The sequence below is a fragment of the Amycolatopsis tucumanensis genome, from assembly GCF_021654135.1.
GTDB lineage: Bacteria > Actinomycetota > Actinomycetes > Mycobacteriales > Pseudonocardiaceae > Amycolatopsis_E > Amycolatopsis_E tucumanensis.
On sequence record NZ_JAKGSD010000027.1, the window covers coordinates 1 to 23,850 of the forward strand.

A 23,850-nucleotide genomic window follows, 5' to 3' on the forward strand; every position below is an offset into this window, starting at 1 on the left:
CGCTGGCGTTCATCCCGTCGCTGGGCATGGCGATCTCCAGCGCGAAACCGGAGGAGGGCGGGCTCGCGTCCGGGATCGTCAACACCGCCTATCAGATCGGCTCGGCGCTCGGCCTGGCCGCGATGACCGCGGTCGGTCTCTCGTTCGGGGCCGGTGAGCTCGGCGACGCGGCCGCCCTCACCGACGGCTTCTCCGCCGCCTTCCTGGGCGCGGCCGCGGTCGCCGTGGCCGGCGGGTTCCTCGGGCTGGCCACGATCCGCACCGCCCGGGCCGAGTCCGCGCCGAAGCAGGAGGTGACGAGCCTCTGAACCCCGGCGACTGTTCCTCGGGAAGCGGCCGGCGAGCGGCGAAAACGCTCGTCGGCCGTTCTCGTGTCGTGGGCTACCGGGCTTGTTCCAGGGGGTTCCGGGCGATGCGGGTGGCGAGGTCGTTGCCGATCGCGGCGGCCGCGGAGCTGTCCGGCTTGCGCTTGGCCTGGTCCTGGAAGCACCGCACGAACTCCTCGGCCAGGGTCAGCCGGGGATAGCGGTCCATCACCTCGGCCTGGAACCCGGCGGGGAAATCGTCGAGGTGCCGACCGGTGATGTCGACCCCGGTGGAGCGGGCCAGGAGGAAGCCCTCCGGGTCCTCGTCCTGGTCCACCTCGCGCCACATGTGCCGGACGATCACCTCCGACAGGCGCTCCCGCCGCTGCCGCGGCCACCCGGCCCCCGCGGCGAACACCCACGCGACGTGACCGCCGGCGACCTCGAAGGGCACCGTGTGGCTGTCGAACTCCGCGACCAGCCCGACGTCGTGCAGCAACGCCGCGACGAACAGCAACTCGGCGTCGAAGGCCACGTCGTGCGCGTCCCCGTAGGCCGCGGCCCACACGTAGGCGCGGAACGAATGGTTCAGCAGAGCGGGCGAGGTGTAGGTCTTCGCCACGTCGATCGCATTGAGACAGACGGGACTGTCCGGAAGGGAGACGTCGGTGAGCCGCATGGCGCTCATTGTCGCGGGAAAACGGGTACCCATGACAGGGACAGGCACGCGGACGCCGGGGCGACGGACACTGCGGCCATGAGTTCATCGGGATCAGCCACCACCCAGGCGCCGGGTTTCGCGCGCACCCGCGTCGGAGCTCTCACCGTGACCACCGTGTACGACGGGGCGCTGCCGATCCACGCGGCCGACATGCACGGCGAGTCTCCGCAGCGGATCACCGAGCTGCTGGCCGACGGTTTCCTCCCACCGGAGGGCGACCCGCTGACGGCCGTGAACACCTTCCTGTTCACGGCCGCCGGGCGCACGGTGCTGGTCGACGCGGGGGCCGGCACGTCCCTCGGCCCGGGCACCGGTCATCTGACGGCGAACCTGCGCGCCGCGGGAACCCTGCCCGAGCAGGTCGACGACATCCTCATCACGCACCTGCACCCCGATCACGTATTCGGCCTGCTCACGCCGGACGGGGACGCCGCGTTCCCCGGCGCGACCGTGCACGTGGCGGCCGCGGACGCCGAGCACTGGCTGGACGAGGAGGCCGCCGCGCGGGCCGAGGGCGTGCAGGCGCAGATCCACCAGTGGGCCGGGCAGGCGCTGGCGCCCTACCGCGCGCGAGGCCGGTTGTCCACTTTCGACTACGGCGACTCCCCCGTGCCCGGCGTGACGGCCGTCGACCTGCACGGCCACACCCCTGGCCACAGCGGCTACCTCGTCGGCGACGCGGAGCTGCTGTTGTGGGGCGACACGATGCACTGCCACACGGTGCAGCTGCCCGCCCCGCACGTGGTGATGGCGATCGACAGCGATCAGGAGGCCGCCCGCGCCGCGCGCCTGCGGTTGCTGGACGAGATCCGCACGCACGGCTGGACAATCGGCGGCGCACACCTGCCCTTCCCCGGCATCGGACACATCCACTTCCGCGACGGCGACGCCCGGTGGGTGCCTGTGCCGTTCCGCCCGCTGGCCTGAACACGCCCGCCGCCCGCCTGCCGGTGCTGGACCAGATCCGCACCCGCGGGCGGGCGGTCGCGGCCCCTCCCCAAGCAACGAGCAAACCCGCTTCCGCCACGGCCAAACCCACTGGACGCCGGTGCCGTTCCGCCCGCTGGCCCGAACACCCCCGCCGTCCGCCTGCGGGTGCTGGACCAAATCCGCACCCGCAACCCGGCGATCGCAGCCCTTCCCACGCAACGGACCAAACCCGCTGCCGCGACAGCCAACCCCACTGGACGCCTGTGCCCTGCCGCCCCGCTGGCCCGAACACCCCCGCCGCCTGCGGGTGCTGGACCAATTCCGCACCGCAGCCGGGCGATCGCGGCCCGCGCCCGGCGTTGGACGCGCCCCGGTTCCGTGACGGCGAGCCCCACTGGCTCCCCACGCCGTTCGACCTCTCGCCCTCGACCGGAAACACGCCGGTGGCCGCCCCGTCATGAGGCGGCCACCGGCTCGGTTTCTCAGCCCAGTACGCGGGCGAGGAACTCCTCGAAGGTCGTGGGCGTGGCGGTTTCGGCGGTCCGCGGCTGGGTCATCGCGATGCGGCGTTCGGCGACGTCACTGGTCATGGCCGTGGTGCCGTCGGCCATGTGGGCGGAGAAACCACCGGCGAGGAGGGAATCGCGCAGGGTGGCGGCGTCGATCTGTTCGTAGCGGGCGCCGGGGCGTCCGAGTGCCTCGCCGATGGCCGCGGTGATCTCGGCGAGGGTGATGTCGCGCGGCCCCTGCAGCTCGACGGTTCGGGTGCCCGCGGCGCGCCGTCCGGTGAGGAGGTCGGCGGCGACCTGCCCGATGTCGGCCGTGTCGATGGCCGGGAGGGGAAGATCGGCGGGGATGAGCCCGCGGGCGACGCCGGTGGCGCGGATCTCCTCGATCATCGGCAGGGTGTTCTCCATGAACCACCCCGGCCGCAGGTGGGTCGGTTCCACGCCGGGCAGGGTGTCGAGCGCCTCCTCCAGCGGGCGCAGACCCCACACCGGGCCGCGGGCGCCGTCGTAGTTGGCGGCCCAGCCGCTGAGGCTCACGATCCGGGTGAGACCGGGCACGGCGGCGAGCGCCTCGCGGTGGGCGCTGATCACGCGTCGCTGGTAGGCGGGGTAGTCGGTGCTGCCGGGGATGAGGCCGGGCGCGATCATGACGAACGCCGCCTCGGCGCCGTCGAACGCGTCGCGGAGGCTGCCGGGGTCGTCGTTGCGGGCTTCGACGGCTTCGGCTCCGCGGTCGGCGAACCGCTGGAGGCGGGCCCGGTCGCGGCCGAGCACGCGGACCTTCTCGCCGGCGGCCAGGAGCGCCTCGGCGACGGCGGAACCGGTGTTGCTGGTGGCGGACGAGACGACGATCATCTGTGTTCCTCTGGTTCGGACGGTGATCAACTGGCGGTGAGTGAGCCGAGCAGGGCGAGTCGCTCCGCCGACGGGGTGCCGGCCTCGGCCGCGCTGATGATCAGCCGCTGCCCCGGGTCGTCGGGCAGGCGGAGGATCTCCTCGTTCAGCTCGAGCTCGCCGACCACGGGGTGCCGGTAGCGGCGGACGGTGTGCAGGCAATCCCGCACCGGGTGGTCCCGCCACAGGCGGGCGAAGTCGTCGCTGCCGGTGGCGAGATCGGACACGAGCTGGTGGAGCGCGAGGTCGTCGGGCCGTTCGGCCGTGGCCATCCTCAGGTAGGCGACGAGGTCTTCGGCCTGGCGTTCCCAGTCGGCGAACAACGCGCGGGCCGCCGGGTCGAGGAAGACCCGGCGGGCCTGGTTGGGCGCCTGGGGCGTGCCGATGGTGGCGATCTCCTCGGGGGTGAGCCCCCACAGCGCGTATCCGAGCGGGTTGCCGGCGAGGATGTCGGTGCGCCGGCCGACGAGCACGGCGGCACCGCGGCTGCCCACGACGAGGTCGCGCACAGGGGCGCGGACCTGATCCTCGTGGCCGGCGCCGCGCACCGGCGGGAGGGCGCGCACCAGCCGGTGCAGGTGGGCACGCTCGTCGGGCGACAGCTTCAGCACCCGGGCGATGGCGTCGAGGACGGCATCGGAAACCTGGTGGTTCTCGCCCTGTTCGAGGCGGGTGTAGTAGGTCGTGCTGACCCCCGCCAGCTCGGCGAGTTCCTCGCGCCGCAGCCCCGGCACGCGCCGCCGGTCGCCGTAGGAGGGGACGATCCCGAGCTGCTCGGGGGTGACCGCCGCGCGGCGGGACCGCAGGAACTCGCCCAGCTCACCGGCGGAGGACTTGCCGGCCCTCGACTGACTCATGAAGCCAGTTTCCCTCGCGATCGCCTCCGGTTGCCTGTCCACACGGTGGGTAGGAACGCATCGGTAACATCGGGCTCGCGACCAGGTTTCGCAGTGCCGGCAGGGGGAGCACCGGAGATGTACACCGTCACCGACGCCTTTTACGGTGACCTGAAAGCCGACGTCGACCAGGACGCGGGCGTTGTCGAACTGTCCGGGCCCGACGTGCCCGCGGTCGAGATCCGCCGTCTCGTGCCCGCGCGGGCCCACGCGCACGTACCCATCGGAACCCGGCAGGCTCAGCAGCTCGGCGTCCGCATCGATGGCCGTCGCGCCGTCATCACGCCGGGGCCCGGCGAACTGCGCCGCCGCACCTACCGGGTCGATCTCACCTGGGATCAGCACCACTACCAGTTGAAGCCCAACAGCAGCGCGACGAGCCGGCTCGTCCGGGACGGTCGTCAGCTCGCCGACTTCTCCGTGGACGGCGATGGCGATTTCATCGTGTACTGGCTGGCCACCCGCGACGAGACGATCGCCGCGGACGCCGCCGTCGGATACGCCCTGTCACTGGCGTTCGGCACTGGCGCCCACACCATGATCGGGATGATCCTCAGCGGGATCGGGGCTCTGTTGCCGGGCTGAGGGCTGTGCCCGAAGGCTAGGCGGGGAGCAGCGCGTAGTAGCCGTCGGGTGGCGCGCCGGGTCCGTGCCATGGCGACGTGGCGGGCCACGCCGGCGCACCGGAGGGTGGGGTCGCGACGTCCCGCAGGACGTAGCGCGGCGTGAGCGGCGCGGGGGTCCGGTCGAGGAAGTGGTAGTTCAGGCGGAGCAGCCACCGCTTGACCGGCCCCGCCTGCGCGGTCACGGTGTCGATCGCGGAGATCAGCTGAGTGCGGTCGGAGAACTGGTCGAGCACCGTGCACTCGCAGAAGTAGGCGATGGCCCCGATCTCGCCTTCGAGGCGGACGGGCTGGTCGCCGACGAGGGCCTTCAGCTCCCGGCCTGCGGTCGCGTACTGCGCGGGGCTGGCCCAGTTCGTGGTCACCGCCGCCCGCCGCCAGGGCACACCGTGCTGCAGGACGAACCCCAGCTGGCACACGACGAGGAGACCCACGGGGAGAGCGAGCCCGCGGGCGACCGCGCTGACGGCGAGGGCGGCGAACAGGGAGAGGCAGATCAGCGACGGCGCGTAGTACCAGTGGTAGGGCGGCACGCCGAGGACGGTGTAGGCGAGGTAGTGCAGGATTCCCGCGAGCCCCAGCGCGGCCGGGAGGGTCAGCTGTGCCCGGCGCCGCGCCCAGACGGCGAGGGCGAGCACGCCGAGCACCGCCGGGAGGAAGGCCAGCACGATCGCCGCCGGGTAGAAGCGCAGCAGGAGGAGCGGTCCTTCGCCGAACTGGTAGCCGCCCCAGGATCGCTGCTGGGTCTTGATGAGCAACGTGTCCGGCACGAAGGACCCCAGGGCGAGCCAGCTGAACAGGAACCAGGGCCCGGCGACCACTCCCGCCGCCGCGACCGCCTTCCACCAGGATCGCCACAACGCCCGGCAGGCGACGAACAGGACGACGACGATGATCGCCAGATCGAGCCGGGTCAGCACCGCCAGCCCCGCGCACACGCCGAAGGCCGAGGCCCGAACCTCCACGGCGGCCATCAGCATGAGCGCCAGCACCGCGGCGGTGAGGGTGACCTCCAGCCCCACCGCGGACAGCAGCAGCGGGTTGAGCAGAACGACCAGCCAGGCGGCGACTGCACCCCAGGCGGGCAGGGACAGCGCCCGCGTGACGCGCCGGAGGGCGGTCCCGAGCACGACGTTGGCGAGGACGAACAGGACCCCGAGGGCCCACACCGGGTGCCTGAGCACCGCGGTGAGCGCGCCCAGGATGAGCACGTTCAGCGGGGAGGTCGCGGTGTTCGAGGTCTGCTCGGCGATCAGCCCCCAGTGCCCGTGCAGGCCGAGGTTCCGCGCGTAGCTGAGCGTGATGTAGGAGTCGTCGATGATGCTCGAGTGGACGAGCCAGAAGACGGCGCCCCCCGCGACCGCGAACAGCGCCACATAGCGCGAGGCACCACGCCGCGACAGCGAAGGACGCGGTGGCGCCGCTTGTGCGGTGAGCATGCAGTTGACCCCCGGAGAAGACCGAACCGGCAGAGTCTAGGCGACTACCGCCAACCAGCTCGGCGGGGATCGCCGATGAGCTCGGTGGAGCAGAATTCCCGGGGATCATTCGTCCGACAATCGCGTTCAAATGTGCATTTGCCTGAGCTCGGCATGCGCCCCGTAGAGGAGTTCCAAGGCGCGGTCGAGAAAACCTTCGACAAGTCGCTCGCACCGAAGTCAATGGCAGGAATCCCCTTCTTCGCGAGGCCGAAGTCGACCTGTCCGATCTCGAGCGCGATGTCCACCTGAAAGCACTCGAACGTGAAGGCCGATTCCGGCAATTCCGGAAAATCGACAGGCTGCCTCGTCACCGGATCGAGCGGCTGCCGCCCCGGATCCCACGCGGGGTCAGCGGTCCACCGCGAGCCGTACGCCGAGGCCGATGAAGAGGCCTCCGGTGGCCACGTCGATGCGGCGGCGGGCGGCCCGGCGGTGTCGCAGCCACTCGCCGATGCGGCCGGCCAGCACGCCGACCGTCCCGTCGACCAGGAACTCCATCGCGATGAGGATCGCGCCCAGGATGGCGAACTGCAGCCACACCCGGCCGAGCGACGGGTCCACGAACTGCGGCAGCAGCGCGATCGTGTAGGTGACCATCTTCGGGTTGAGCAGGTTGGTCAGCAGGCCCGTCGCGAAGGCTCGGCGGCCCGTCACGCCGCCCGCGGGCACCTCGCCGGGCACGCCCTTTCGGTGCCGGATCATCTGGACGCCCAGGTACACCAGGTAGATCGCCCCGGCGATGCGCACCACCGTGAACGCCACCGGCACCGCGAGGAACAGCGCCGCCAGCCCGGCCGCCGCGACCGCCACGTGCACCGCCTCGCTGACGGCCACCCCGGCGGTCGCCAGGAGGCCGGCCCGCGGGCCGCCGCGCATGCCGCAGCCGAGGACGAACAGCATGTCCGGTCCGGGGGTGATCATCGCGACGGCTGTGGTCAGCACGAACAGCGCCAGCAGGTTCGGGTCGATCGGCATGGCGGAATCTTCACACGACCCGCCAGGAAGATCACAGCGAGTTTCCGGCTACTCCGGACGGGTGAGCCAGGTGACGCCATTGGAAGGACCGCACCGTTACCGTTCCGTGATACTTTCTCCGCTCGTGTCCCCCCGAATCCCCCGGCGCCGGAACGTGCTCGTGGCCGTCGCGGTGCTGCTCGGCGTCGCGATCGCGGCGGGCGGGCTGCTGACCGTCCGCGGCCTGCGGGACGAGCCGGTGCGCGTCGCAGCCGTGCAGTCCGTCCCGACCACGCCGCCGGTCACGACCCCGTCCACCCCGGCGACCACCCCGCCGGCCACGACGACCACCACTCCTCCCCCACCACCCCCGAGCAGCACCACGACCACCCCGTCCCCGCCGCCGAAGCCGACCACCACGACGACCAAACGCACCACGACCACCGCGAAGAGCACCCCGCGCGCCGACACGTCCCTCACCGGCCAGGTCCTGGCGCTGGTCAACGCCGAACGCGCCACCGCCGGGTGCGGCCCCCTCGGCGCCGACTCCCGCCTCGCCACCGCCGCCCAGAAGCACAGCGACGACATGTCCGCGCGCGGCTACTTCTCCCACACCACGCCGGAAGGCCTCACCTTCGCCGACCGCATCAAGGCCGCCGGCTACCCCAGCCCCGGCGCGGAGAACATCGCGAAGGGCTCGACGACCGCCGAGCAGACCATGAAGATGTGGATGAACTCCGACGGCCACCGCCGCAACATCCTCAACTGCTCCTACACCAAACTCGGCGTGGGCGTGGCGAAGTCCGGCTGGTACTGGACCCAGAACTTCGGCTTCTGAGCGTCCCGGCGCCGCGACGGCAAGCCTCCGCGCACATGGAGGGTGCGTCACCCCCACCCGCCGCTCCCCCGGCGGGGCTTACGGTGAGTGTCGTGCAACGCGACAACGAGCTGGGTGACTACCTGCGGGCCCGCCGTCACTTGACGACACCGCGCCAGGCCGGTGTTCCCGACGACCGGGATCGGCGGGTGCCGGGCCTGCGCCGGGAAGAGGTCGCCCTGCTGGCCGGCGTCAGCACCGACTACTACACCCGGCTCGAGCAGGGCCGGGAACGGCACCCGTCCGGCCAGGTCCTGCAGGCCATCGCCCGGGCGCTCCGGCTGGACGACACTGCTTCCGGGCACCTGTTCCGCCTCGGCCTGCCCGCGCCCGCGTCGCGAGCAGCCACCACCAGGGTCAGCGACGACCTCCTGCACCTGCTCGGAGGCCTGCACGAATCCCCGGCGTTCATCGTCGGCGCCGCCCAGGACATCCTCGCCGCCAACGCGCTGGCAGACGCCCTCTACGCCGGGTTCACGCGCTTCGACAACCTGTTGCGGATGATCTTCCTCGACCCGTTCGCCCGCGAGTTCTACCTCGACTGGGACACTGCCGCGGAGACCGCGGCGGCCAATCTGCGCGCGGCATCGGCCGAGTTCCCCGACGACGAGCGCATCGAACGCGTCGTGGGTGAACTGTCCGGGCACAGCCCCGCGTTCACCGCGTTGTGGGAACGCTACGAGATCCGCCCGCGCACGCGCGAGCACAAACACTTCCGCCACCCGCGGGTGGGAGAACTGCACCTGCACTTCGAATCGCTGGCCGTCACCAGCGCACCCGGCCAGCACCTGTCGGTCTACAGCGCGAAACCCGGCAGCGCCACCGCGGACGCGCTCGTCCTGCTGCGCGGGCTGGCCGCGCGGCAGGACGAGCAGCGCACACCGACGAGCTCTCGGTGAGCCTGACGGGCAGTGTGGTGCATCCGGCCAGGAGGCGACGATCCGCAATCGGTTGGCATCGAACGCCGGATGCTGCTCAGGCGTCGCCGAACGCGGTCTTCAGCGCGAGGGGCTCCCACTCGTCCATCGACTCGAGGAACGCCGCGAACTTCGTCCGCGCCAGCGCATAGGCCCTCTCGCCGAGAGGGAGGTGCAGCGGGGGACGTTCGGCGTCGACCGCGCGGAGGATGACGTCGACCGCTTTGCGCGGGTCCCCGGCTTGCAGTCCGTCGTTGTCGGCGCGGTACCTGCGGCGGGCCCCGGCGGTCTCGGCGTACTCCGGCATCTCCGCGGCGGCCACCCGCATCGAGCGGCCGAGGAACTCGGTGCGGAACGGGCCGGGCTCCACGATGATCGTGGCGATCCCGAACGGCGCGACCTCCTGGGCAAGCGCCTCGGACAGGCCCTCCAGGGCGAACTTCGTGGCGTTGTAGTAGCCATCGCCCGCGATGCCCGCGATCCCCGCTCCGGAGGACATCATCACGATCCGCCCGCCACCGGCCTTCCGCAGGAGCGGCAGGACGGCCCGGGTCGTCTCGATCACGCCAAAGACGTTCGTCTCGAACAGTGGCCGGTACTCGTCCGGGGTCCCCTCCTCGATCGCGCCGAGCATGCCGTACCCGGCGTTGTTCACCAGGACGTCGACACCACCGAACTCCCGCTCGGCCAGGGCGGCCGCCGCGGCGGCGTCCCCCGCCTTGGTGACGTCGAGCGCCGTGGCCCGGCAGGTCTCCGGGTGGCGCGCGAGGAGATCCTCCAGCGACCGTGGATCGCGAGCCGTGGCGACAACCTGGTCACCGCGGTTCAGGGCCGCCTCGGCGAGGACCCGCCCGAGCCCGCCCGAACATCCGGTGACGAGCCACCTGTACGACATGACGCTTCCAATCCCTCGACCGTCTCCGTCGGGCGGAGGAGCCCGCACGTCCTGACCGGATCGACGCTAATGACGTCCCCCGTCCCGCCCCAGGGTGTGTCACACCCACCCGCGCCGGACGCGGCGGATCGGTCAGGGTTCGATCCCCGCGGCCCGCAGCCACACGACCTGACAGGTCTCGGCTGCCTGGTCGAGCGCCTCGCGGGACACCGCTGACGCGTGGTAGAAACTCCGCTCGATCATCCAGCACAACGCGCGCGCGACGGCCCGTGCGCCGTCCGGCCCGTCGTGGTCCGCGGCACCGGCGCGGATCAGGATCGCGGTGATGGCGTCGATGAAGATCTCCGCGGTCTCCGTCCACAATGCCCCGATCTCGGGGATGGTCGAGGCCTGGTCGATCGCGACGCGCATGATCAGGCCGTGCTCACGCCAGCGGTCGCGGGTGCGCCTCATGGCCGTCTCGATCGCCTCCCGCGGAGGTGCGGGATCGTCGGCCGCGGCGCGGGACTTCTCCCGGAGCGCCTCGACGTTCCTGGCGAAGAGGGCGACCAGCGCCTCCTGCTTGGAGCTGAAGTAGAAGTACATCGACGCACGGGAAAGCCCCGCGCGTTCGGCGATGTCGTTGATCGTCAGCGCATCGAAGCTCTTCACCGCCAGCAGGTCCTCGAGGACTTCGAGGATCTTCAGCTCACGCAGGTCTCCTTTGGACGGCGCGCCGGCCCGCCGCCGCCCCGCTTTGACCGGATCAGGCATCGCCCGCCCCTCCTCTTTCCGTCGGCACCGCTTACGGTGGCACAGCCCGGCCGTCGCGTCTCCGGCGGCCGGGCCGTCACGATCAGTTCGCCGCGATCTGGTGTCCGTCGGGGAAGTCCGTGGACCGCGACAGCTCTTCCCACGCTTCGATGTCCGCGGCCACCGCGGCCCGACCGCTCGCCACCAGACGCAACGCGTCCGAACCGAGCAGGAGGTGCACCGGCGGCTTCTCCGCCTCGATCACCTTGAGCACGGCCTCGGCGGCCTTGGCGGGGTCGCCGAGCTGGTTGCCGCTGGCCGCCTGCCGGGCCGCGCGGATCGGATCGAACAGCTCGTCGTAGTCCGCGATCGACCGCTCGCTCCGCACCATCGAGCGGCCCGCCCAGTCGGTGCGGAACGAACCGGGCTCGAGGATGGTCACCCGCACCCCGAGTCCCGCGACCTCCTTGGCCAGGGTCTCCAGCATGCCCACCACCGCGTATTTGCTGCTGCAGTAGTACGCCAGCCCGGGGACGGTCATCAGCCCGCCCATCGAGCTGACGGCGAAGATGTGCCCGGAGCGCCGCTTCCGCATGCCCGGCAGGACCGCGTGGACAGTGGCCGCCAGACCGAAGACGTTGGTGTCGAACTGCGCGCGCAGTTCGGCCATCGAGGACTCCTCGAACACGCCCTCGTGGCCGTAGCCGGCGTTCGCGATCAGCACGTCGATCGGTCCGACGGTGCGCTCGACCTCGCCGACCACGTCGAACACCGCTTGGTCGTCGGTCACGTCGAGCTGGCGCGCGTGGGCGAGTCCGGGCGCGAGGGCCTCGAACTTCTCCAGGTCTTCGGCTTTGCGCACGGTGCCGACCACGGTGTGACCGGCCGCGAGCGCGCCCTGCGCGAAGGCGCGGCCCAGGCCACTGCTCGCGCCGGTGATCAGGAAGGTTCGCTTCGTCATACGCGAAACTCTACACGACGTTGAAAGAAACCGACACTGTGTTGACGAACCGCGCGTTGAACCGCCCGGACGCGCCGGACGTATCCCCCGTCACCGGACGAACCCGACGACGGAAGACAGATGCGTCTACTGATCGTGCTGCTCGGACTCGTGCTGGCCGCGTGCGGGACCGCTCCCGCGAGCCCCGGCGGCAACGACGCGGACATCCGGTTCGCGCAGGAGATGGTGCCCCACCACGAGCAGTCGGTGCGGCTGGCGGGGCTCGCCGAGCAGCGGGCGGAGTCGGAGTTCGTGCGCGCCACCGCGCACGAGATCGCCGAGGAGGAGACCGCGGAGATCGCGCGCATGAACGGCTGGCTGCGCGACTGGAACGCAGGCCACGGCGGCGGCCACTCCGGGCACACGATGCCGGGCATGCTGCCGGAAACCACGTTCACCGCGCTGGAGGACAGCTACGGCGCCGAGTTCGACCGCGCCTGGCTCACCACGATGGCGCAGCACCTCGGCGCCGGCGTGGCGATGGCGCAGGCCGTGCTCTCCACCGGCCAGCACGCGGAAACCCACGCGCTGGCCGAGGAAATCGTGCGTGAACAGCAGGCCCTGATCGGCGAGATCAACGCGCGGCTGGCCCGCTGAAAGTCTCCACCAGCAACTCGGTCAGCACCTCCGCCCGTGCCCCGAACGCCACCCGCGCGTTCGGCTCGCCGGTCGCGTTAGGACGGACGTCCATCACGGTGCGGCCCACGGTCAGGGCGCCGGACGTCTCGACCTCCACGCGCACCGGGCGGGTCGTGATGACCTCGGGCCGCACCAGGTAGGCCACGCACACCGCGTCGTGCACGGGCGCGGAATCGCGGGCGTTGACGCCGTGGCCCGCGGAGTAGGCGTCGATGCGGCGGGTGATCAGGTCGGCGGCCGCGCGGCCGGCGGCGGTGCCCAGCCCGGCGAGCTTCGCGCAGTCGGCGCGGGTGACGAGCGCCTGGTGCGTGGCGTCCAGCGGGACGAGCGTCAGGCGCGGGAACCCGGCCGAGAGGACCATCGCGGCGGCCTCCGGGTCGGCCCAGATGTTGAACTCGGCCGACGGGGTCACGTTGCCGTAGGCGTGCGCGCCACCCATGATCACGATCTCGTCGACGGCGTCCCGCACGCCCGGGTCGGCGGCGAGCACCGTGGCGATGTTGCTCAGCGGCCCGACCGGCACCAGCGTGACCGGCTCGGTCGCGTCGCGCAGGGTGTGCAGCAGGAACTCCACAGCGGACTCGTCCCGCGCGGCGGTCACCGGCGCGGACAACGGGAGCGCGGAGCCGTGCATGTCCCGGTCCGAGTCGCGTTCGAAGTGCGTCTGCCCCGGGAAGCCGCGCCGCGCGATCGGGTGCGCGAGGCCCGGGTGCACGGGGATGTCCGGCCGCCCGATGGCGTCCAGCACGCGCAGCGTGTTGCCGGTGGTGGCGGACAGCGGCACGTTGCCGTTGACCGTGGTCACCGCGGCCAGGTCGAGTTCGGGGTGCAGGGCGGCCAGCATGATCGCGACCGCGTCGTCGGTGCCGGTGTCGACGTCGAGGATCACCTTGCGTGTCACACGGGCAGCGTCCCACAACGGGAGGCCGTGATCATCCCGATTCCGCGGCGCGCCGGAGCCCGTCGGCCTCCATGGTCACGAACCGGCGGATCCGCGCGCCGAACAGGAGCCCGGCGAGCGGGGCGAGCGGACCGCGCTGCTCGACGCCGAGGACCGCCGTCACCGCGCCGTCCCCGCCGGCGGTCAGCCGGTGCCAGCCGACCGACGTGACGCCGCGGGCCTGGGCCTGCCAGGTGAAGCTCCGCCGGTCGGTCAGCTCGGTGACCCGCCACACGAGCGGCGCCAGCCCCGGCTGCTTCACCACCGCTTCGCTGCCCACTCGCAGCGGGCCTGTGGTCCGCAGCCGGACCGAGGACATCGACGCCGTCCAGGTCGGCCACTTCGCCACGTCGGTCAACACGGCCCAGACGGTGTCCAGCCCGGCGTCGATCCGCCTGGTGACCTCGAACTGCATGGCCGGACCGTAGCGGACGCGGCGACGACCGGGTACCGCCGGACGCGGTTTTCCCGCAGTGGCAGGAAACCCCGCGTCCGGCGGCCGGTGATCAGGTGTCGATCTTCCCGAGTTGCGTCAGCAGTTCCAGCTGGTCGAAGTAGAGGTGGCTGTCGGTCATCTTGCCCGCCCCCACCCGGTGCACCTCGCAGAACGGGATGTCCACCGTCCGCTCGGTCGGGGCGATCTCGCCGGCCGGGGTGACCAGCGGGCCGGTGTGGGTGCCCTGGAAGCGGCCTTCGAGCACGCCTCCGTTGTCGTCGCCGTAGATGGCCACCACGGTGACCCGGTTGTCCGGGAACGCGTCGTGCCACGTCGACCACTCCGCGTCCAGCGCCTCCCGGCCGGCGAGCCGGAAGCCGCCGGGGGCGCGCATTTCGAAGGCGGACTGGTCGGTCATCGCCTGCCAGCCCTCGCGGTCGCCGGCGTTCCACAGGTCGGTCCAGCGCTGGGTGAGGCTGTTGGTGCCGCCCTCGCGGACGGTGGTGAACAGCAGCCGGTACTCGCCGACCGACCGCACCTGGGCGTGGATCCGCGCGAGCGTGTCGGCACGCAGCCGGGCCACGCCGGCGCGGCTGGCGGCCAGGTGCTCGGCCGTCTCGTAGGCCGCGATCACCTGGCAGCGGCCCTGTTCGCGGTCGACCAGCATCTGCGCGCTGCACAGCCCGTCCATCTTCATCAGGCCGGGAAGCGCGGTCTCGCGGAACGCCTGTACCGCCGCGCCGATCTCGCCGGGCGGGCAGTCGATGGTGGTCATCCGGATCCCCGCGCCGGGACCCGGCCTGCTGCGGCGCGCGAACACCGCGACCTCGAAGTGGTCCACGGTGATCATGCCGTCGGCCAGTTCGGCGGCCTCCTTGCGGGAAGCCTCCACGGCGTGCTCGGACAGCGTCATCGATTCCGCGGAGTCCCAGTAGGACCCGACGACGGTGATGCCGAGCGTGCTGTCGGTCAGGACGGCCAGCCCGCGGTTGCCGGCCTGCGCCTCCACGAAGGGGCGCACGGTGGTTTCCAGGTAGTGCGTGACCTCGTCGATCCGGGCGGGGTCGCCGATGAGCGTGTTCATTCGTGCGTACACGGAACCCTCCCTGGGAGTGCTGGTGGTGCCCGGAACCCTCCAGCGTCGTCCCCGGCGGTGGCGGTGGCTAGGGCCGAAAGACCGGGGCTCAGATCCCCCGCCCGCTCGACTTGAGCTTGTCGACGGCGGTGGAGTCGCCCTCGAACTCGACGCGCACGGCGTCCCGGCCGAAGACGAACAACAGGAGTTCCACCGGGTCGCCGGTGACGGTGACCTGCTCGGCGCCGCCGCGGACGGTGGCTTCGCGGCCGTCCGTGGTGCGCAGGGTGACGCCGACGGGCACGCGTCGCAGGTTGAGCTTCGCCGCGCCGCGGGCGGACCGCCAGGCAGCGGCGTCACGGGCGGGGTCGGCGGGGCGCGGTTCCCAGCCCGGCCGTCCGCGGCGCACGTCCTCGTGGTGGACGAGGAACTCGGCGGTGTTGGTGAGCTCGTCGAGCTTGCCGATCGAGGTGGGCCAGTACCAGGCGGGGCCGCGCCGCACCCGTTCGACCAGGCGGGACCACGGCTGCGCGGCGATGCCGTCCTGCACGCGCCGGGTGTGCCCGGCCAGCGGCGGCAGGAGGATGCCCAGCGCGGCATCGGGACGGCTCTCCCGCACGACGAGGTGCGCGGCGAGGTCGCGGGTCAGCCACCCGTCGCACAGGGTGGGCGCGTCCGGCCCGGTCTCGTCCAGCAGGCGGCTCAACTGACGACGTTCCTCGGCGGCGACACCCATGACGCCACCCTACCGGGCGGTAGGGCTCAGGACGGGGCCTCCGCGAGGTGGTGCGTCACCTGGTCCACCGAGCGGCGGCGGGTGGCCGGCGCGCTGAAGCCGTAGCCGAAGCGCAGCACCGCCTGCGGGTGGGTGGGCCGTCCGAGCAGGCGGCGCAGGCTGGACCGCATCGCCGGGACCTCGACCGCCTGCGACAGGAACGACACGCTCACCCCGGCGGTGGTAGCGGTGAGCAGGACGCGTTGCAGGGCCTGGCCGGTGCGGACCTGCGCCAGCGGCACGTCGGTGTAGGAGGACAGCACGGCGAGCAGCGGGGTGCGCTCGTAGGGCCGTTCGCCGCCGCCTCCGCCGAAGCGGCGCAGCGCGAGCTGGGTGCCGGGTTCGGCGCGTGGACCGCCGGCCACCAGCGGCACGCCGTCGTCGCGGGCGCCCTCGGTGACGGTCCAGCGGGCCAGTTCGTCCTGGAACCGCGGGTCGGCGCGCTGGGTCCGCTCCGCGCGGCGCAACAGCATGGCAAGCTCACCGGTAAGGCCCGGCTCCCGCACCAGGGTGAGCTCGGCGCCCTCGGCGACCGCGGCCCGCACCAGCGCCTCCCGCACGTGCGGGGGCACGGTGCGTTCGGTGAAGGGGCGGCGGTTGCTGCGGCGGTAGGCGATCGCCCTGGCGAGCGCGTGGTCTTCGGGACTCGCGGCTCGCGGGCCGCCGGCGCGGACCGTGGCCAGCCGCGCCGGATCGGTGTGGAGTTCCACGACGGGCGTGCGCCCCGCGGCCCGGATCGCGACGCGCAGGTTGAGGATCGCGGCGCCACAGGACAACCGTGCCTCGCGCCCGTCTGGGTCGGCTGCCTGCAGGACGCGGTCGCCGTCGAGGAGGACGTCGATCCGGTCGCCGGCGACCTCGAACCGCCAGGGCTGGGAGTTGTGCGGCGACGGCGCGCGCACCGCCGCTTCGAGGGCGGAGCGGATCACGGACATGTGGTTCTCCCGGGGCGGACTGGAGTGCTGGCCCGGTCCACTGTTCCCGCGCGCGGCCGCGCCGCGGCAGAGCACAAGGTGCCCGACAGCGGGGACTTCGGTCCCTTCGGTGTGTCCGAACGACAGGTCCGAATCCCGCCGGATCAGCCGCCGGAAGGCGGACATCGTGGAGGACATGAACGTTTTCGACGACAAGGTCGCCCTGGTGACCGGCGGTAGCCGTGGCATCGGCGCGGCTGTCGCGCTGCGGCTGGCCGAGGACGGCGCCGATGTGGCGCTGACCTACCAGCGCGGGGCGGAAGCCGCCGCGACGGTGGTCGCGAAGATCGAGGCCACGGGACGGCGCGCGCTGGCCATCCAAGCCGACAGCGCGGACACGGACGCGGTCACCGCCGCCGTGGACCGGGTGGCCGCCCGGCTCGGGCGGCTCGACATCCTGGTCAACAACGCGGGCGTCTACCACACCGGGCCGGTCGCGGAACTCGAGCCGGCGGCGTTCGAGGAGACGGTCGCGGTCAACGTGCGGGCGCCGTTCGTCGCGGCGAAGACGGCCGCCGGGCACATGACCGGGGGCGGCCGCATCATCAACATCGGCAGCAACGTGGCCGAGCGGGTGGTCTTCCCCGGGTTCTCGCTGTACGCCATGAGCAAGTCCGCACTGGCCGGCCTGACCAGGGGGCTCGCCAGGGAACTCGGGCCCCGCGGCATCACCGTCAACCAGATCAACCCGGGGCCGATCGGAACCGACATGAACCCGGCGGACAGCCCATTCGCGGCGACGGCCGCCGGCTTCACCGCCCTCGGACGTTACGGAACCCCGGCCGAGGTCGCGGCGACCGTGGCGCACCTCGCCGGGGACGGTGGCGCGTACCTGACCGGCGCGATGATCGCGGTGGACGGCGGGTTCAACATCTGAGCCGCACCGCGGGCACCGGCCGGCGGCCGCCGCGGGTTCCCGGCCAGTTCCGGCGGGTTCGGGCGGGTTCCCGCGCGGGCCCGACCGGGACCGTCCGCGCCTTCCGGCTCAGGCCGCGCATTCCCGGCCGGTCCCGGTGCGTTCCCGGCCAGATCCGCGCTGTCCTGGCCGGGGCCGGTCCGTTCCCGATCAGGCTCGCGCATTCCCGGGCCGCCCTGGTGCGTTCCCCATCAGGTCCGCGCGTACGCGGTCAGGCTCGCGCGGTCCCGGCCACCGCCCGCCCGCGCATCCCGCGCCGTCGTCCGCGCGGTCCCGGTCGAGCACACATGTTCCCGGCCACGCCCGGGCGCCACCCGCGCGGCGCCGGGCGCTGCCGCAGCGGCTCGCGATCCCTACGCGCTGACCGCCTCCTCGTCGGCGCCCACGATGTGGTCCACGAAGCCGTAGGCGAGCGCCTCTTCGGCGTCGAACCAGCGGTCGCGGTCGGCGTCGGCCACGATGCGGTCCAGCGGCTGGCCCGTTTGGCGCGCCGTGATCTCCGCGAGGCGGCGCTTCATGCGGCCGAACACCTCCGCCTGGATGGCGATGTCGGTGGCCTCCCCGCCGATGCCCGCCGACGGCTGGTGCATCACCACCCGCGTGTTCGGCAGCAGATAGCGCTTTCCAGGCGTGCCGGAGGACAGCAGGAACTGGCCCATCGACGCCACGAAACCCAGGCCCCACGTGGAGACGTCGGGCTGGATCAAGCGCATCGTGTCGTAGATCGCCATGCCAGCGGTCACCGAACCGCCCGGCGAGTTGATGTAGAAGGTGATGTCCTTGCGCGGATCCTCGGCCGCCAGCAGCAACAGCTGCGCGGTGATGCGGTTGGCGACCGCGTCGGTCACCTCCGAGCCGAGGAACACGATGCGGTCGCGCAACAACTGCTCGAACACCGAATCGTCCAAAGAGGCCGACGCGCTCGCCGACGGAAGAATTCGCAGAGTCATGCCCCGAACCTAGGCGGCACAACCACTTCCGGACAGGCGTGTTCGCCCTGAGCGTGTTCGCCACAAGCGATCAACCCGCGTCGATCAGCCCCTCGCGAATCGCGAACAACGCCGCCTGCGTCCGCGACGGCAGCTGCAGCTTCGTCAGCACGTGGCTGACATGAGTGCGCGCCGTCCGCTCACTGATCGACAGCTTCGTCGCGATCTGCCGGTTGGACAGCCCCTTCGCGACCAGCGCCAGGATCGTCCGCTCGCGCGCGGTGAGCGCCGCGAGCCCCATCGGCGGCGACACCAGCTGCCGCGTCAGCCGGGCCGCCACCGCCGGGTCCAGGTGCACCTCGCCACGCGCGGCGGACCGGATCGCGGCCGCGACCTCGTCCGGGTCGGCATCCTTGAGCAGGTACCCGGCCGCCCCGGCCTGCAGCGCCACGTGCACGCGCTCGGTCTCGCCGAAGCTGGTCAGCACCACCACCCGCACGCCCGGGTACTTCGCGGTGATCGCCTTGAGCGCGGTGATGCCGTCCACCTTGGGCATCAGCACGTCCATCAGCACGACCTGCGGCAGCTCGCCCTGCGCGGCCAGCCGAGCCAGCTCCGCCAGTGCCCGTTCGCCGTCGGCGGCCTCGGCGACCACCTCGATGCCCTCGGCGCTTTCCAGGTAGGCCGCGATGCCGCGCCGCACCACGGCGTGGTCGTCGACCACCAGCACCCCGATCACGCCGGTCACCGCGGGCACGGCATCCGCACCCTGACCCGGCACCCGGCGGCGGTGTTGCCGATCTCCATCGTTCCCCTCCAGCGCTGGGCTCGTTCCCGCATCGACACCACGCCGAGCCCGCCCGCGGGCGGCCCAGTCAGCCCGACCCCGTCGTCGCAGATCTCGACCACCAGTTCCCCGCCCGCCCTGGACACGCTGACCACCGCGGTGGTCGCCTGGGCGTGCTTGACGACGTTGTGCAGGCCCTCCTGCACGATCCGGAACACGTCCTCGGCCTGCTCGGCCGGCAGTTCCGGCTGCTCGCCCGACCAGAACCGGATCTTCACCCCGGAGGACGCCTGCACCGACTCGGCCAGCGTCCGCACCGCCTCGCCGAGCCCGCGCCCCGCCAGCTCCAGCGGGTGCAGCTGCAGCACCAGGCCGCGCAGGTCGGCCAGCGCCTGCTGGGCCAGGCCGAGCAGTTCGTCGGCGATGTCGCGCACCTTGCCGTCGCCCGCGTGCGCGCGCAGCGCCTTGGCCTGCATCCGCATCGAGAACACCTGCTGCACCACCGAGTCGTGCAGCTCGCGCGCCAGCCGGGCCCGCTCCTCCAGCCGCGCCTCCTGCCGGGAGCGGGCCAGCAGGTCGGCCGAGTCGACGGCCATCGCGGCCTGGTCGGCCATCGCCTCCAGGAACTCCAGCATCTCCCCCGCCGGGTCCTCGCCCGGCGAGTAGAACGCGTTGAGCACACCGACCGCGCGGCCTCGCACCACGAGCGGGACCGCGGCGAAGGTGTCCCAGTCGGGGGCGCTCATGATCGCGTGCAGCGGGCCCCACGCGGGATCGGCCAGCACCGCGGCCTTGCGGTGCGGCACGACGATCCGCTTCTGGGCCTGGAACGCCTCGACGAACATCAGCCTGGCGCCCAGCCTGCGGCACTCCTCCAGGCGTTCGGTGAAGTCGTCCGCGTCGGTGAACCCGGCCTTGCCGACGACCCGCATGGTGCCGCCCTCGACACGCAGGATCTGCACGGCCGCGATGTGCGTGGCCTGCACGACCTCCCGCGCCACGACGTCGAGCGTCACGCTCAGCGAGGCCGCGTCGGCGACGCTGGACGCGGCGCGCGCGATCGCGGCGAGCCGGCGTTGCCCGTCACCGGCCGTCCGCGCACCACGGTGGCAGGCGCTCGTCAGTTCGGTCAAGCTGGACCCCTTCGTTCAGCGGCCCCCAGTCTCACCAGCGCGAGCGCCCGCACGCAAGGGATCCGCGACAGATGTCCTACTCCGGACGGGCGGGTCGATGCCGAGCCAGCGGAACGCGTTGTGCCACAACAGGTCCGCCTCCTGCTCCGGCGGCAGCCCCAGCAGGCGGGCGGTGCGGCCGGCGGGTTCCTCGCGCGGCATGGCCGGGAAGTCCGAGCCGATCAGCAGCCGGTCGGCGCCGAGCAGGTCCACCAGGTACCGCAGGGCGCGGGCGTCGAACACCATCGAGTCGTAGAAGAACCGGCGGGCGTACTCCAGCGGCGACGGGCCGTCGTCGGGCATGATCGCCCGCTCCCGCACCGGGGGCTCCTCGTTCCAGGTGCCGCTCCAGAAGTACTGGGCACGGGTCACCATCAGCGGGAAGCCGCCCGCGGCGTGGCTGAAGGAGATCCGCAGGCCGGGGCACTTGGCCGCGGTCCCGCCGCTGATCAGCGAGGCCGCCGCGAGCGCGCCCTCGATGCCGACCACGTAGGTGCCCATGGCCGACGCCGGCAGGCGGTCCATCGGGGCGGGCATGGCGTGCACGAACACCGGCAGGTCCAGCCGCTCGGCCTCGGCGAAGAACGGCAGGAAGCGTTCGTCGCCGATCGAGGCGCCGAGCACGTTGGACGCGATCTCCGCGCCCCGCAGCCCGGCCTCGGCGATGGCGGTCAGCTCGGCGGCCGCGGTGTCCGGGTCCTGCATCGGCACCATCCCGAACCCGGCGAACCGCGCGGGGTCGGTGGCGCACAGCTCGGCCGTGAACTCGTTGACGTGCCGGGCGAGCGCCAGCCCGTCCGCGAGGGGCAGGTCGTAGCGCAGCAGCGGCGGCATCGGGCTGAGGACCTCGAAGTCCACCCCGGACGCGGCCATCTCCTCGATCCGCCGCTCGGCGTCGAAGAAGGCGTCCCGGGCGCGGAACCGCAGCGACCCGAACAGCAGCTCGCGGGCGGTGTCGCCGTCGACCGGCGTCATGCGCGGGAAGCACTCGGGGGCGTCGGCCGGGTAGTCGCGGGGCAGCAGGTGGGCGTGGGCGTCGGCGAGCATCGGGCTCCTCACGGGTGGACGGAGACGTGGACGGCGGACTCGCCGGGCACCTCGCCGGCGAGGGTCTCCATGGCCAGTGCCGCCTGTTCGAGGCCGAAGGTGTGGGTGTGCAGCTTCGCCAGCGGGTAGCGGCCGGATTCGATGATCGCGATGGCCTGCTTGTTGGCGGTCGCGTCCACCCCGAACGCGCCGACGACGGTGAGCGCGCGGTTGATGATCAGGTCGGTGGGCACCGGGATCTCGCGGCCGCCCTTGAGCCCGGCCAGCACGACCCGCCCGCCCTGCCGCGCGGCCTTGAACGCGTCGGTCACGGGCGCCGCGGCCATCGGGGTCAGTTCCAGGACGACGTCGGCCATCGCGCCGCCGGTGACGTCGCCGACGAACTCGACGGTGTCCACGGCGTCGTCGCCGTCCACCACGATGGCGTGGTCGGCGCCCAGGTCGAGGGCCAGGTCGAGCTTGTGCCGGTCGGACTCCAGCCCGGTGACGATGATCGTGCCGGCCCCGGCGTGCCGCGCGGCGATCACGCAGGACAGGCCGCGCTGCCCGGCGCCGAGCACCAGCACGGTGTCGCCGAGACCGACCTGGCCGAGCCCGCACGCCCACCGCACCCCGGCGCCCAGCGGGTTGAACATGGCTGCGACCTCGGCCGGCACCGACTTGTCGATTTTGTGCAGCACCGCGCCGGGCGAGAGGTAGAGGTGCTCGGCGAGCCCGCCCCACAGCGACGGCGCGACGTCGATGCCGGTGACGCCGTGGCCGCGGGTGCGGTTGGGGCAGAACTGGTAGCGGCCGGTCAGGCAGTGGTGGCAGGACCGGCACGGGATGATGACCTCCAGCGCGACCCGGTCCCCCGGCTGCACGCCCCACCGCTTCGCGGCTTCGTCGCCGATCTCTTCGACGATGCCGAGCGGTTCGTGGCCGGGGATCACCGGGCCGCCGGAGCCCATGCGCAGGTGTCCCTTGTAGGCCTCGACGTCGCTGCCGCAGATGCCGTTGGCCTCCACGCGCAGCAGTCCGGTGTCCGGTCCGATCTGCGGGCGCGGGAACTCCCGCATCTCGATGGCGCGCGGGCCGGTCTGCACGGCGGCGCGGACGGTTTCTCCCATGGCGAGGCGCCTTTCTGGTCAGCCGGCGAGCCGGGTCAGGCGGGACTTCATCTCGGAGCGCTCCAGCGATCCGGGCGGGACGAGGGTGACCGCGGCCCGCACCGACAGCCGGGAGCGGATCAGGTGCTCCAGTTCGCCGCGCAGCTGGTCGCGGTCGCCGGGGTGCTCGCCCCATTCGGCCTCGACGCACAGCGGCGGTTCGACGCGCGGGCCCGGTCCGGGCAGCACGATCTGCACCGCGCCGGTGGTGCGCGGGTGCAGGGTCTGCACGAGGTCGCGCACTGCGGAGGGGAACACGTTGACGCCGAGCACGATCAGCATGTCGTCGGTGCGCCCGACGCAGCGGATCAGCGGGGCGTCGTCGGGGGCGAGGCCGGTGACGACGACCCGGTCGCGGGTGCGGAACCGGACCAGTGGGCAGCATTCGCGGTCGACGGAGGTGTAGACCAGCTCGCCGGTCGCGCCGGGCTCGGGGACGACGGGCCGGCCGGTGTCCGGTTCGATCAGCTCGACGACGACGTGCCGCCCGCCGGTGAACCGCATTCCGCCGGTGCCCGGTTCTTCGCCGAATAGGACCGGCGCCATGTCGGCGTTGCCCAGCCCTTCGGTGACGGTCGCGCCCCATTCGGCTTCCACGTGCGCGCGGAACGCGGGCTCTCCCCCGCCGGGCTCGCCGCCGACGAACACCTTCCGCACGCCGAACTCGCGGGGGTCGCGGCCGTGCGAGCGCAGGTACTCGGCGAGGTAGCGGGCGTAGGACGGGGTCGAGTGCAGCGCGGTGACGCCGAGGGTTTCCAGTGCCAGCAACGCTTTCTCCGACGCGCCGGTGCCGATGGGGACGACGGTGGAGCCGATGGATTCGAGCGCGTCGCGGATGGGCAGGCCGCCGACGAACAGGGTGAGCCCGGCGCCGTGCAGGACGACGTCGTCGGGGCGGGCGCCCATGGTGCGGAAGGCGCGGGCGACCATTTCGGTCCAGGACTGGGCGTCGCGGCGGGTGACGCCGACCCAGCTGGGTTTGCCGGTGGTGCCGGTGGAGGCGTGCACGCGGATCACGTCGGCCAAGCCGGTGCCGGCGTGGCGGCCCAGCGGCGGCGCGGCGGCCTGCGACTCGCGCAGCATGGCCTTGGTGGTGAAGGGCAGTTTCGGCAGGTCGGCGAGCGTGTCGACGGCGGCGGGCTCGACGCCGTGCCCGGTCCAGAGGTCCGCGTAGAACGGTGACCGCGCGGGCAGCTCCCGTAGCTGTTCGCGCAGCGCTGCGGTGACGGCTTCGCGGTCCGCGGGCGCGACGAAATCGGGTGTGACCACAGGAGGACC

The 23,850-nt window shown here is 72.5% G+C and carries 26 protein-coding genes and 1 pseudogene; 7 read left to right on the forward strand and 20 right to left on the reverse strand.

Going from position 1 to position 23,850, the window contains the following annotated elements; genetic code table 11:
- Positions 1-308, forward strand: a pseudogene (locus L2C96_RS24645) (MFS transporter); the annotation flags it as partial.
- A 73-nt stretch (positions 309-381) separates the two neighbouring features.
- Here L2C96_RS24645 and L2C96_RS24650 read toward each other — a convergent pair.
- On the reverse strand, positions 382-984 hold the full coding sequence (locus L2C96_RS24650) for an HD domain-containing protein (RefSeq protein ID WP_237337969.1): 603 nt from the start codon (positions 982-984) through the stop codon (positions 382-384).
- 78 nt (positions 985-1,062) lie between these two features.
- Between L2C96_RS24650 and L2C96_RS24655 the strand changes: the two genes are divergently transcribed.
- Positions 1,063-1,953, forward strand: coding sequence for an MBL fold metallo-hydrolase (locus tag L2C96_RS24655; protein ID WP_237337970.1), 891 nt, complete (start codon positions 1,063-1,065; stop codon positions 1,951-1,953).
- A 485-nt stretch (positions 1,954-2,438) separates the two neighbouring features.
- Here the strand turns inward: L2C96_RS24655 and L2C96_RS24660 are convergent, their stop codons facing one another.
- Positions 2,439-3,320 (reverse strand): NmrA family NAD(P)-binding protein, encoded by an 882-nt coding sequence (locus tag L2C96_RS24660; protein ID WP_237337971.1) that lies wholly within the window; start codon positions 3,318-3,320, stop codon positions 2,439-2,441.
- A gap of 26 nt (positions 3,321-3,346) precedes the next feature.
- Positions 3,347-4,216, reverse strand: a complete 870-nt coding sequence (locus L2C96_RS24665; RefSeq protein WP_237337972.1) for a helix-turn-helix domain-containing protein — start codon at positions 4,214-4,216, stop codon at positions 3,347-3,349.
- Between the two features lie 117 nt (positions 4,217-4,333).
- Here L2C96_RS24665 and L2C96_RS24670 point away from each other — a divergent pair, with 117 nt between their 5' ends.
- Positions 4,334-4,840, forward strand: a complete 507-nt coding sequence (locus tag L2C96_RS24670) for a hypothetical protein (protein WP_237337973.1) — start codon at positions 4,334-4,336, stop codon at positions 4,838-4,840.
- Positions 4,841-4,856: 16 nt separating this feature from the next.
- Here the strand turns inward: L2C96_RS24670 and L2C96_RS24675 are convergent, their stop codons facing one another.
- From L2C96_RS24675 to L2C96_RS24685, 3 genes are all read right to left on the reverse strand, one after another.
- Positions 4,857-6,254 carry a hypothetical protein gene (locus L2C96_RS24675; protein WP_237337974.1) on the reverse strand — a complete coding sequence of 466 codons (1,398 nt, stop codon included), beginning with the start codon at positions 6,252-6,254 and terminating at the stop codon, positions 4,857-4,859.
- Positions 6,255-6,361: 107 nt separating this feature from the next.
- Positions 6,362-6,670 (reverse strand): hypothetical protein, encoded by a 309-nt coding sequence (locus tag L2C96_RS24680; protein ID WP_237337975.1) that lies wholly within the window; start codon positions 6,668-6,670, stop codon positions 6,362-6,364.
- A gap of 37 nt (positions 6,671-6,707) precedes the next feature.
- The gene (locus L2C96_RS24685; RefSeq protein WP_020416082.1) at positions 6,708-7,334 is read right to left on the reverse strand and encodes a LysE family translocator; all 627 of its coding nucleotides are present in this window, start codon (positions 7,332-7,334) and stop codon (positions 6,708-6,710) included.
- A 124-nt stretch (positions 7,335-7,458) separates the two neighbouring features.
- Here L2C96_RS24685 and L2C96_RS24690 point away from each other — a divergent pair, with 124 nt between their 5' ends.
- Both L2C96_RS24690 and L2C96_RS24695 read left to right on the forward strand, forming a co-directional pair.
- Positions 7,459-8,151: a CAP domain-containing protein gene (locus L2C96_RS24690; RefSeq protein WP_237337976.1), complete on the forward strand. Its 693-nt coding sequence runs from the start codon at positions 7,459-7,461 to the stop codon at positions 8,149-8,151.
- 92 nt (positions 8,152-8,243) lie between these two features.
- Complete coding sequence (locus tag L2C96_RS24695; RefSeq protein ID WP_237337977.1) at positions 8,244-9,089, forward strand: helix-turn-helix domain-containing protein; 846 nt, start codon at positions 8,244-8,246, stop codon at positions 9,087-9,089.
- A gap of 76 nt (positions 9,090-9,165) precedes the next feature.
- Here the strand turns inward: L2C96_RS24695 and L2C96_RS24700 are convergent, their stop codons facing one another.
- The 3 genes from L2C96_RS24700 to L2C96_RS24710 form a co-directional block, all read right to left on the reverse strand.
- The gene (locus tag L2C96_RS24700) at positions 9,166-10,002 is read right to left on the reverse strand and encodes an oxidoreductase (RefSeq protein WP_237337978.1); all 837 of its coding nucleotides are present in this window, start codon (positions 10,000-10,002) and stop codon (positions 9,166-9,168) included.
- 132 nt (positions 10,003-10,134) lie between these two features.
- The gene (locus tag L2C96_RS24705) at positions 10,135-10,755 is read right to left on the reverse strand and encodes a TetR/AcrR family transcriptional regulator (RefSeq protein ID WP_237337979.1); all 621 of its coding nucleotides are present in this window, start codon (positions 10,753-10,755) and stop codon (positions 10,135-10,137) included.
- Between the two features lie 82 nt (positions 10,756-10,837).
- The gene (locus L2C96_RS24710; RefSeq protein ID WP_237337980.1) at positions 10,838-11,695 is read right to left on the reverse strand and encodes an oxidoreductase; all 858 of its coding nucleotides are present in this window, start codon (positions 11,693-11,695) and stop codon (positions 10,838-10,840) included.
- Positions 11,696-11,815: 120 nt separating this feature from the next.
- Between L2C96_RS24710 and L2C96_RS24715 the strand changes: the two genes are divergently transcribed.
- Positions 11,816-12,331 carry a DUF305 domain-containing protein gene (locus tag L2C96_RS24715; protein ID WP_237337981.1) on the forward strand — a complete coding sequence of 172 codons (516 nt, stop codon included), beginning with the start codon at positions 11,816-11,818 and terminating at the stop codon, positions 12,329-12,331.
- Here the strand turns inward: L2C96_RS24715 and L2C96_RS24720 are convergent.
- The 5 genes from L2C96_RS24720 to L2C96_RS24740 form a co-directional block, all read right to left on the reverse strand.
- Positions 12,309-13,274, reverse strand: coding sequence for a nucleoside hydrolase (locus L2C96_RS24720; RefSeq protein WP_237337982.1), 966 nt, complete (start codon positions 13,272-13,274; stop codon positions 12,309-12,311). The two genes, L2C96_RS24715 and L2C96_RS24720, sit on opposite strands and share 23 nt — an antisense overlap.
- Positions 13,275-13,305: 31 nt before the next feature.
- The gene (locus L2C96_RS24725) at positions 13,306-13,728 is read right to left on the reverse strand and encodes an SRPBCC family protein (protein WP_237337983.1); all 423 of its coding nucleotides are present in this window, start codon (positions 13,726-13,728) and stop codon (positions 13,306-13,308) included.
- Positions 13,729-13,819: 91 nt separating this feature from the next.
- Complete coding sequence (locus L2C96_RS45170; RefSeq protein WP_237337984.1) at positions 13,820-14,845, reverse strand: ester cyclase; 1,026 nt, start codon at positions 14,843-14,845, stop codon at positions 13,820-13,822.
- Between the two features lie 88 nt (positions 14,846-14,933).
- Entirely contained in the window at positions 14,934-15,560 is a 627-nt protein-coding gene (locus tag L2C96_RS24735; protein WP_237337985.1) for a TIGR03085 family metal-binding protein, read from the reverse strand.
- A gap of 26 nt (positions 15,561-15,586) precedes the next feature.
- The gene (locus L2C96_RS24740; RefSeq protein ID WP_237337986.1) at positions 15,587-16,534 is read right to left on the reverse strand and encodes an Acg family FMN-binding oxidoreductase; all 948 of its coding nucleotides are present in this window, start codon (positions 16,532-16,534) and stop codon (positions 15,587-15,589) included.
- 175 nt (positions 16,535-16,709) lie between these two features.
- Here L2C96_RS24740 and L2C96_RS24745 point away from each other — a divergent pair, with 175 nt between their 5' ends.
- Positions 16,710-17,450 carry an SDR family NAD(P)-dependent oxidoreductase gene (locus L2C96_RS24745; RefSeq protein ID WP_237337987.1) on the forward strand — a complete coding sequence of 247 codons (741 nt, stop codon included), beginning with the start codon at positions 16,710-16,712 and terminating at the stop codon, positions 17,448-17,450.
- A gap of 392 nt (positions 17,451-17,842) precedes the next feature.
- On the opposite strand, the gene L2C96_RS24750 is transcribed toward L2C96_RS24745, so the two are convergent.
- From L2C96_RS24750 to L2C96_RS24775, 6 genes are all read right to left on the reverse strand, one after another.
- Positions 17,843-18,439, reverse strand: a complete 597-nt coding sequence (locus tag L2C96_RS24750) for a ClpP family protease (protein WP_237337988.1) — start codon at positions 18,437-18,439, stop codon at positions 17,843-17,845.
- A 70-nt stretch (positions 18,440-18,509) separates the two neighbouring features.
- On the reverse strand, positions 18,510-19,175 hold the full coding sequence (locus L2C96_RS24755; RefSeq protein WP_020416097.1) for a response regulator: 666 nt from the start codon (positions 19,173-19,175) through the stop codon (positions 18,510-18,512).
- Entirely contained in the window at positions 19,163-20,338 is a 1,176-nt protein-coding gene (locus tag L2C96_RS24760) for a GAF domain-containing sensor histidine kinase (protein ID WP_237337989.1), read from the reverse strand. Before L2C96_RS24760 ends, L2C96_RS24755 begins: the two co-directional genes overlap by 13 nt.
- 15 nt (positions 20,339-20,353) lie before the next feature.
- Positions 20,354-21,424, reverse strand: coding sequence for an amidohydrolase family protein (locus L2C96_RS24765; RefSeq protein WP_237337990.1), 1,071 nt, complete (start codon positions 21,422-21,424; stop codon positions 20,354-20,356).
- Between the two features lie 8 nt (positions 21,425-21,432).
- On the reverse strand, positions 21,433-22,533 hold the full coding sequence (locus L2C96_RS24770) for a zinc-dependent alcohol dehydrogenase (RefSeq protein WP_237337991.1): 1,101 nt from the start codon (positions 22,531-22,533) through the stop codon (positions 21,433-21,435).
- Between the two features lie 18 nt (positions 22,534-22,551).
- Positions 22,552-23,841 carry a phenylacetate--CoA ligase family protein gene (locus tag L2C96_RS24775; protein ID WP_237337992.1) on the reverse strand — a complete coding sequence of 430 codons (1,290 nt, stop codon included), beginning with the start codon at positions 23,839-23,841 and terminating at the stop codon, positions 22,552-22,554.
- Positions 23,842-23,850 lie beyond the last annotated feature (9 nt).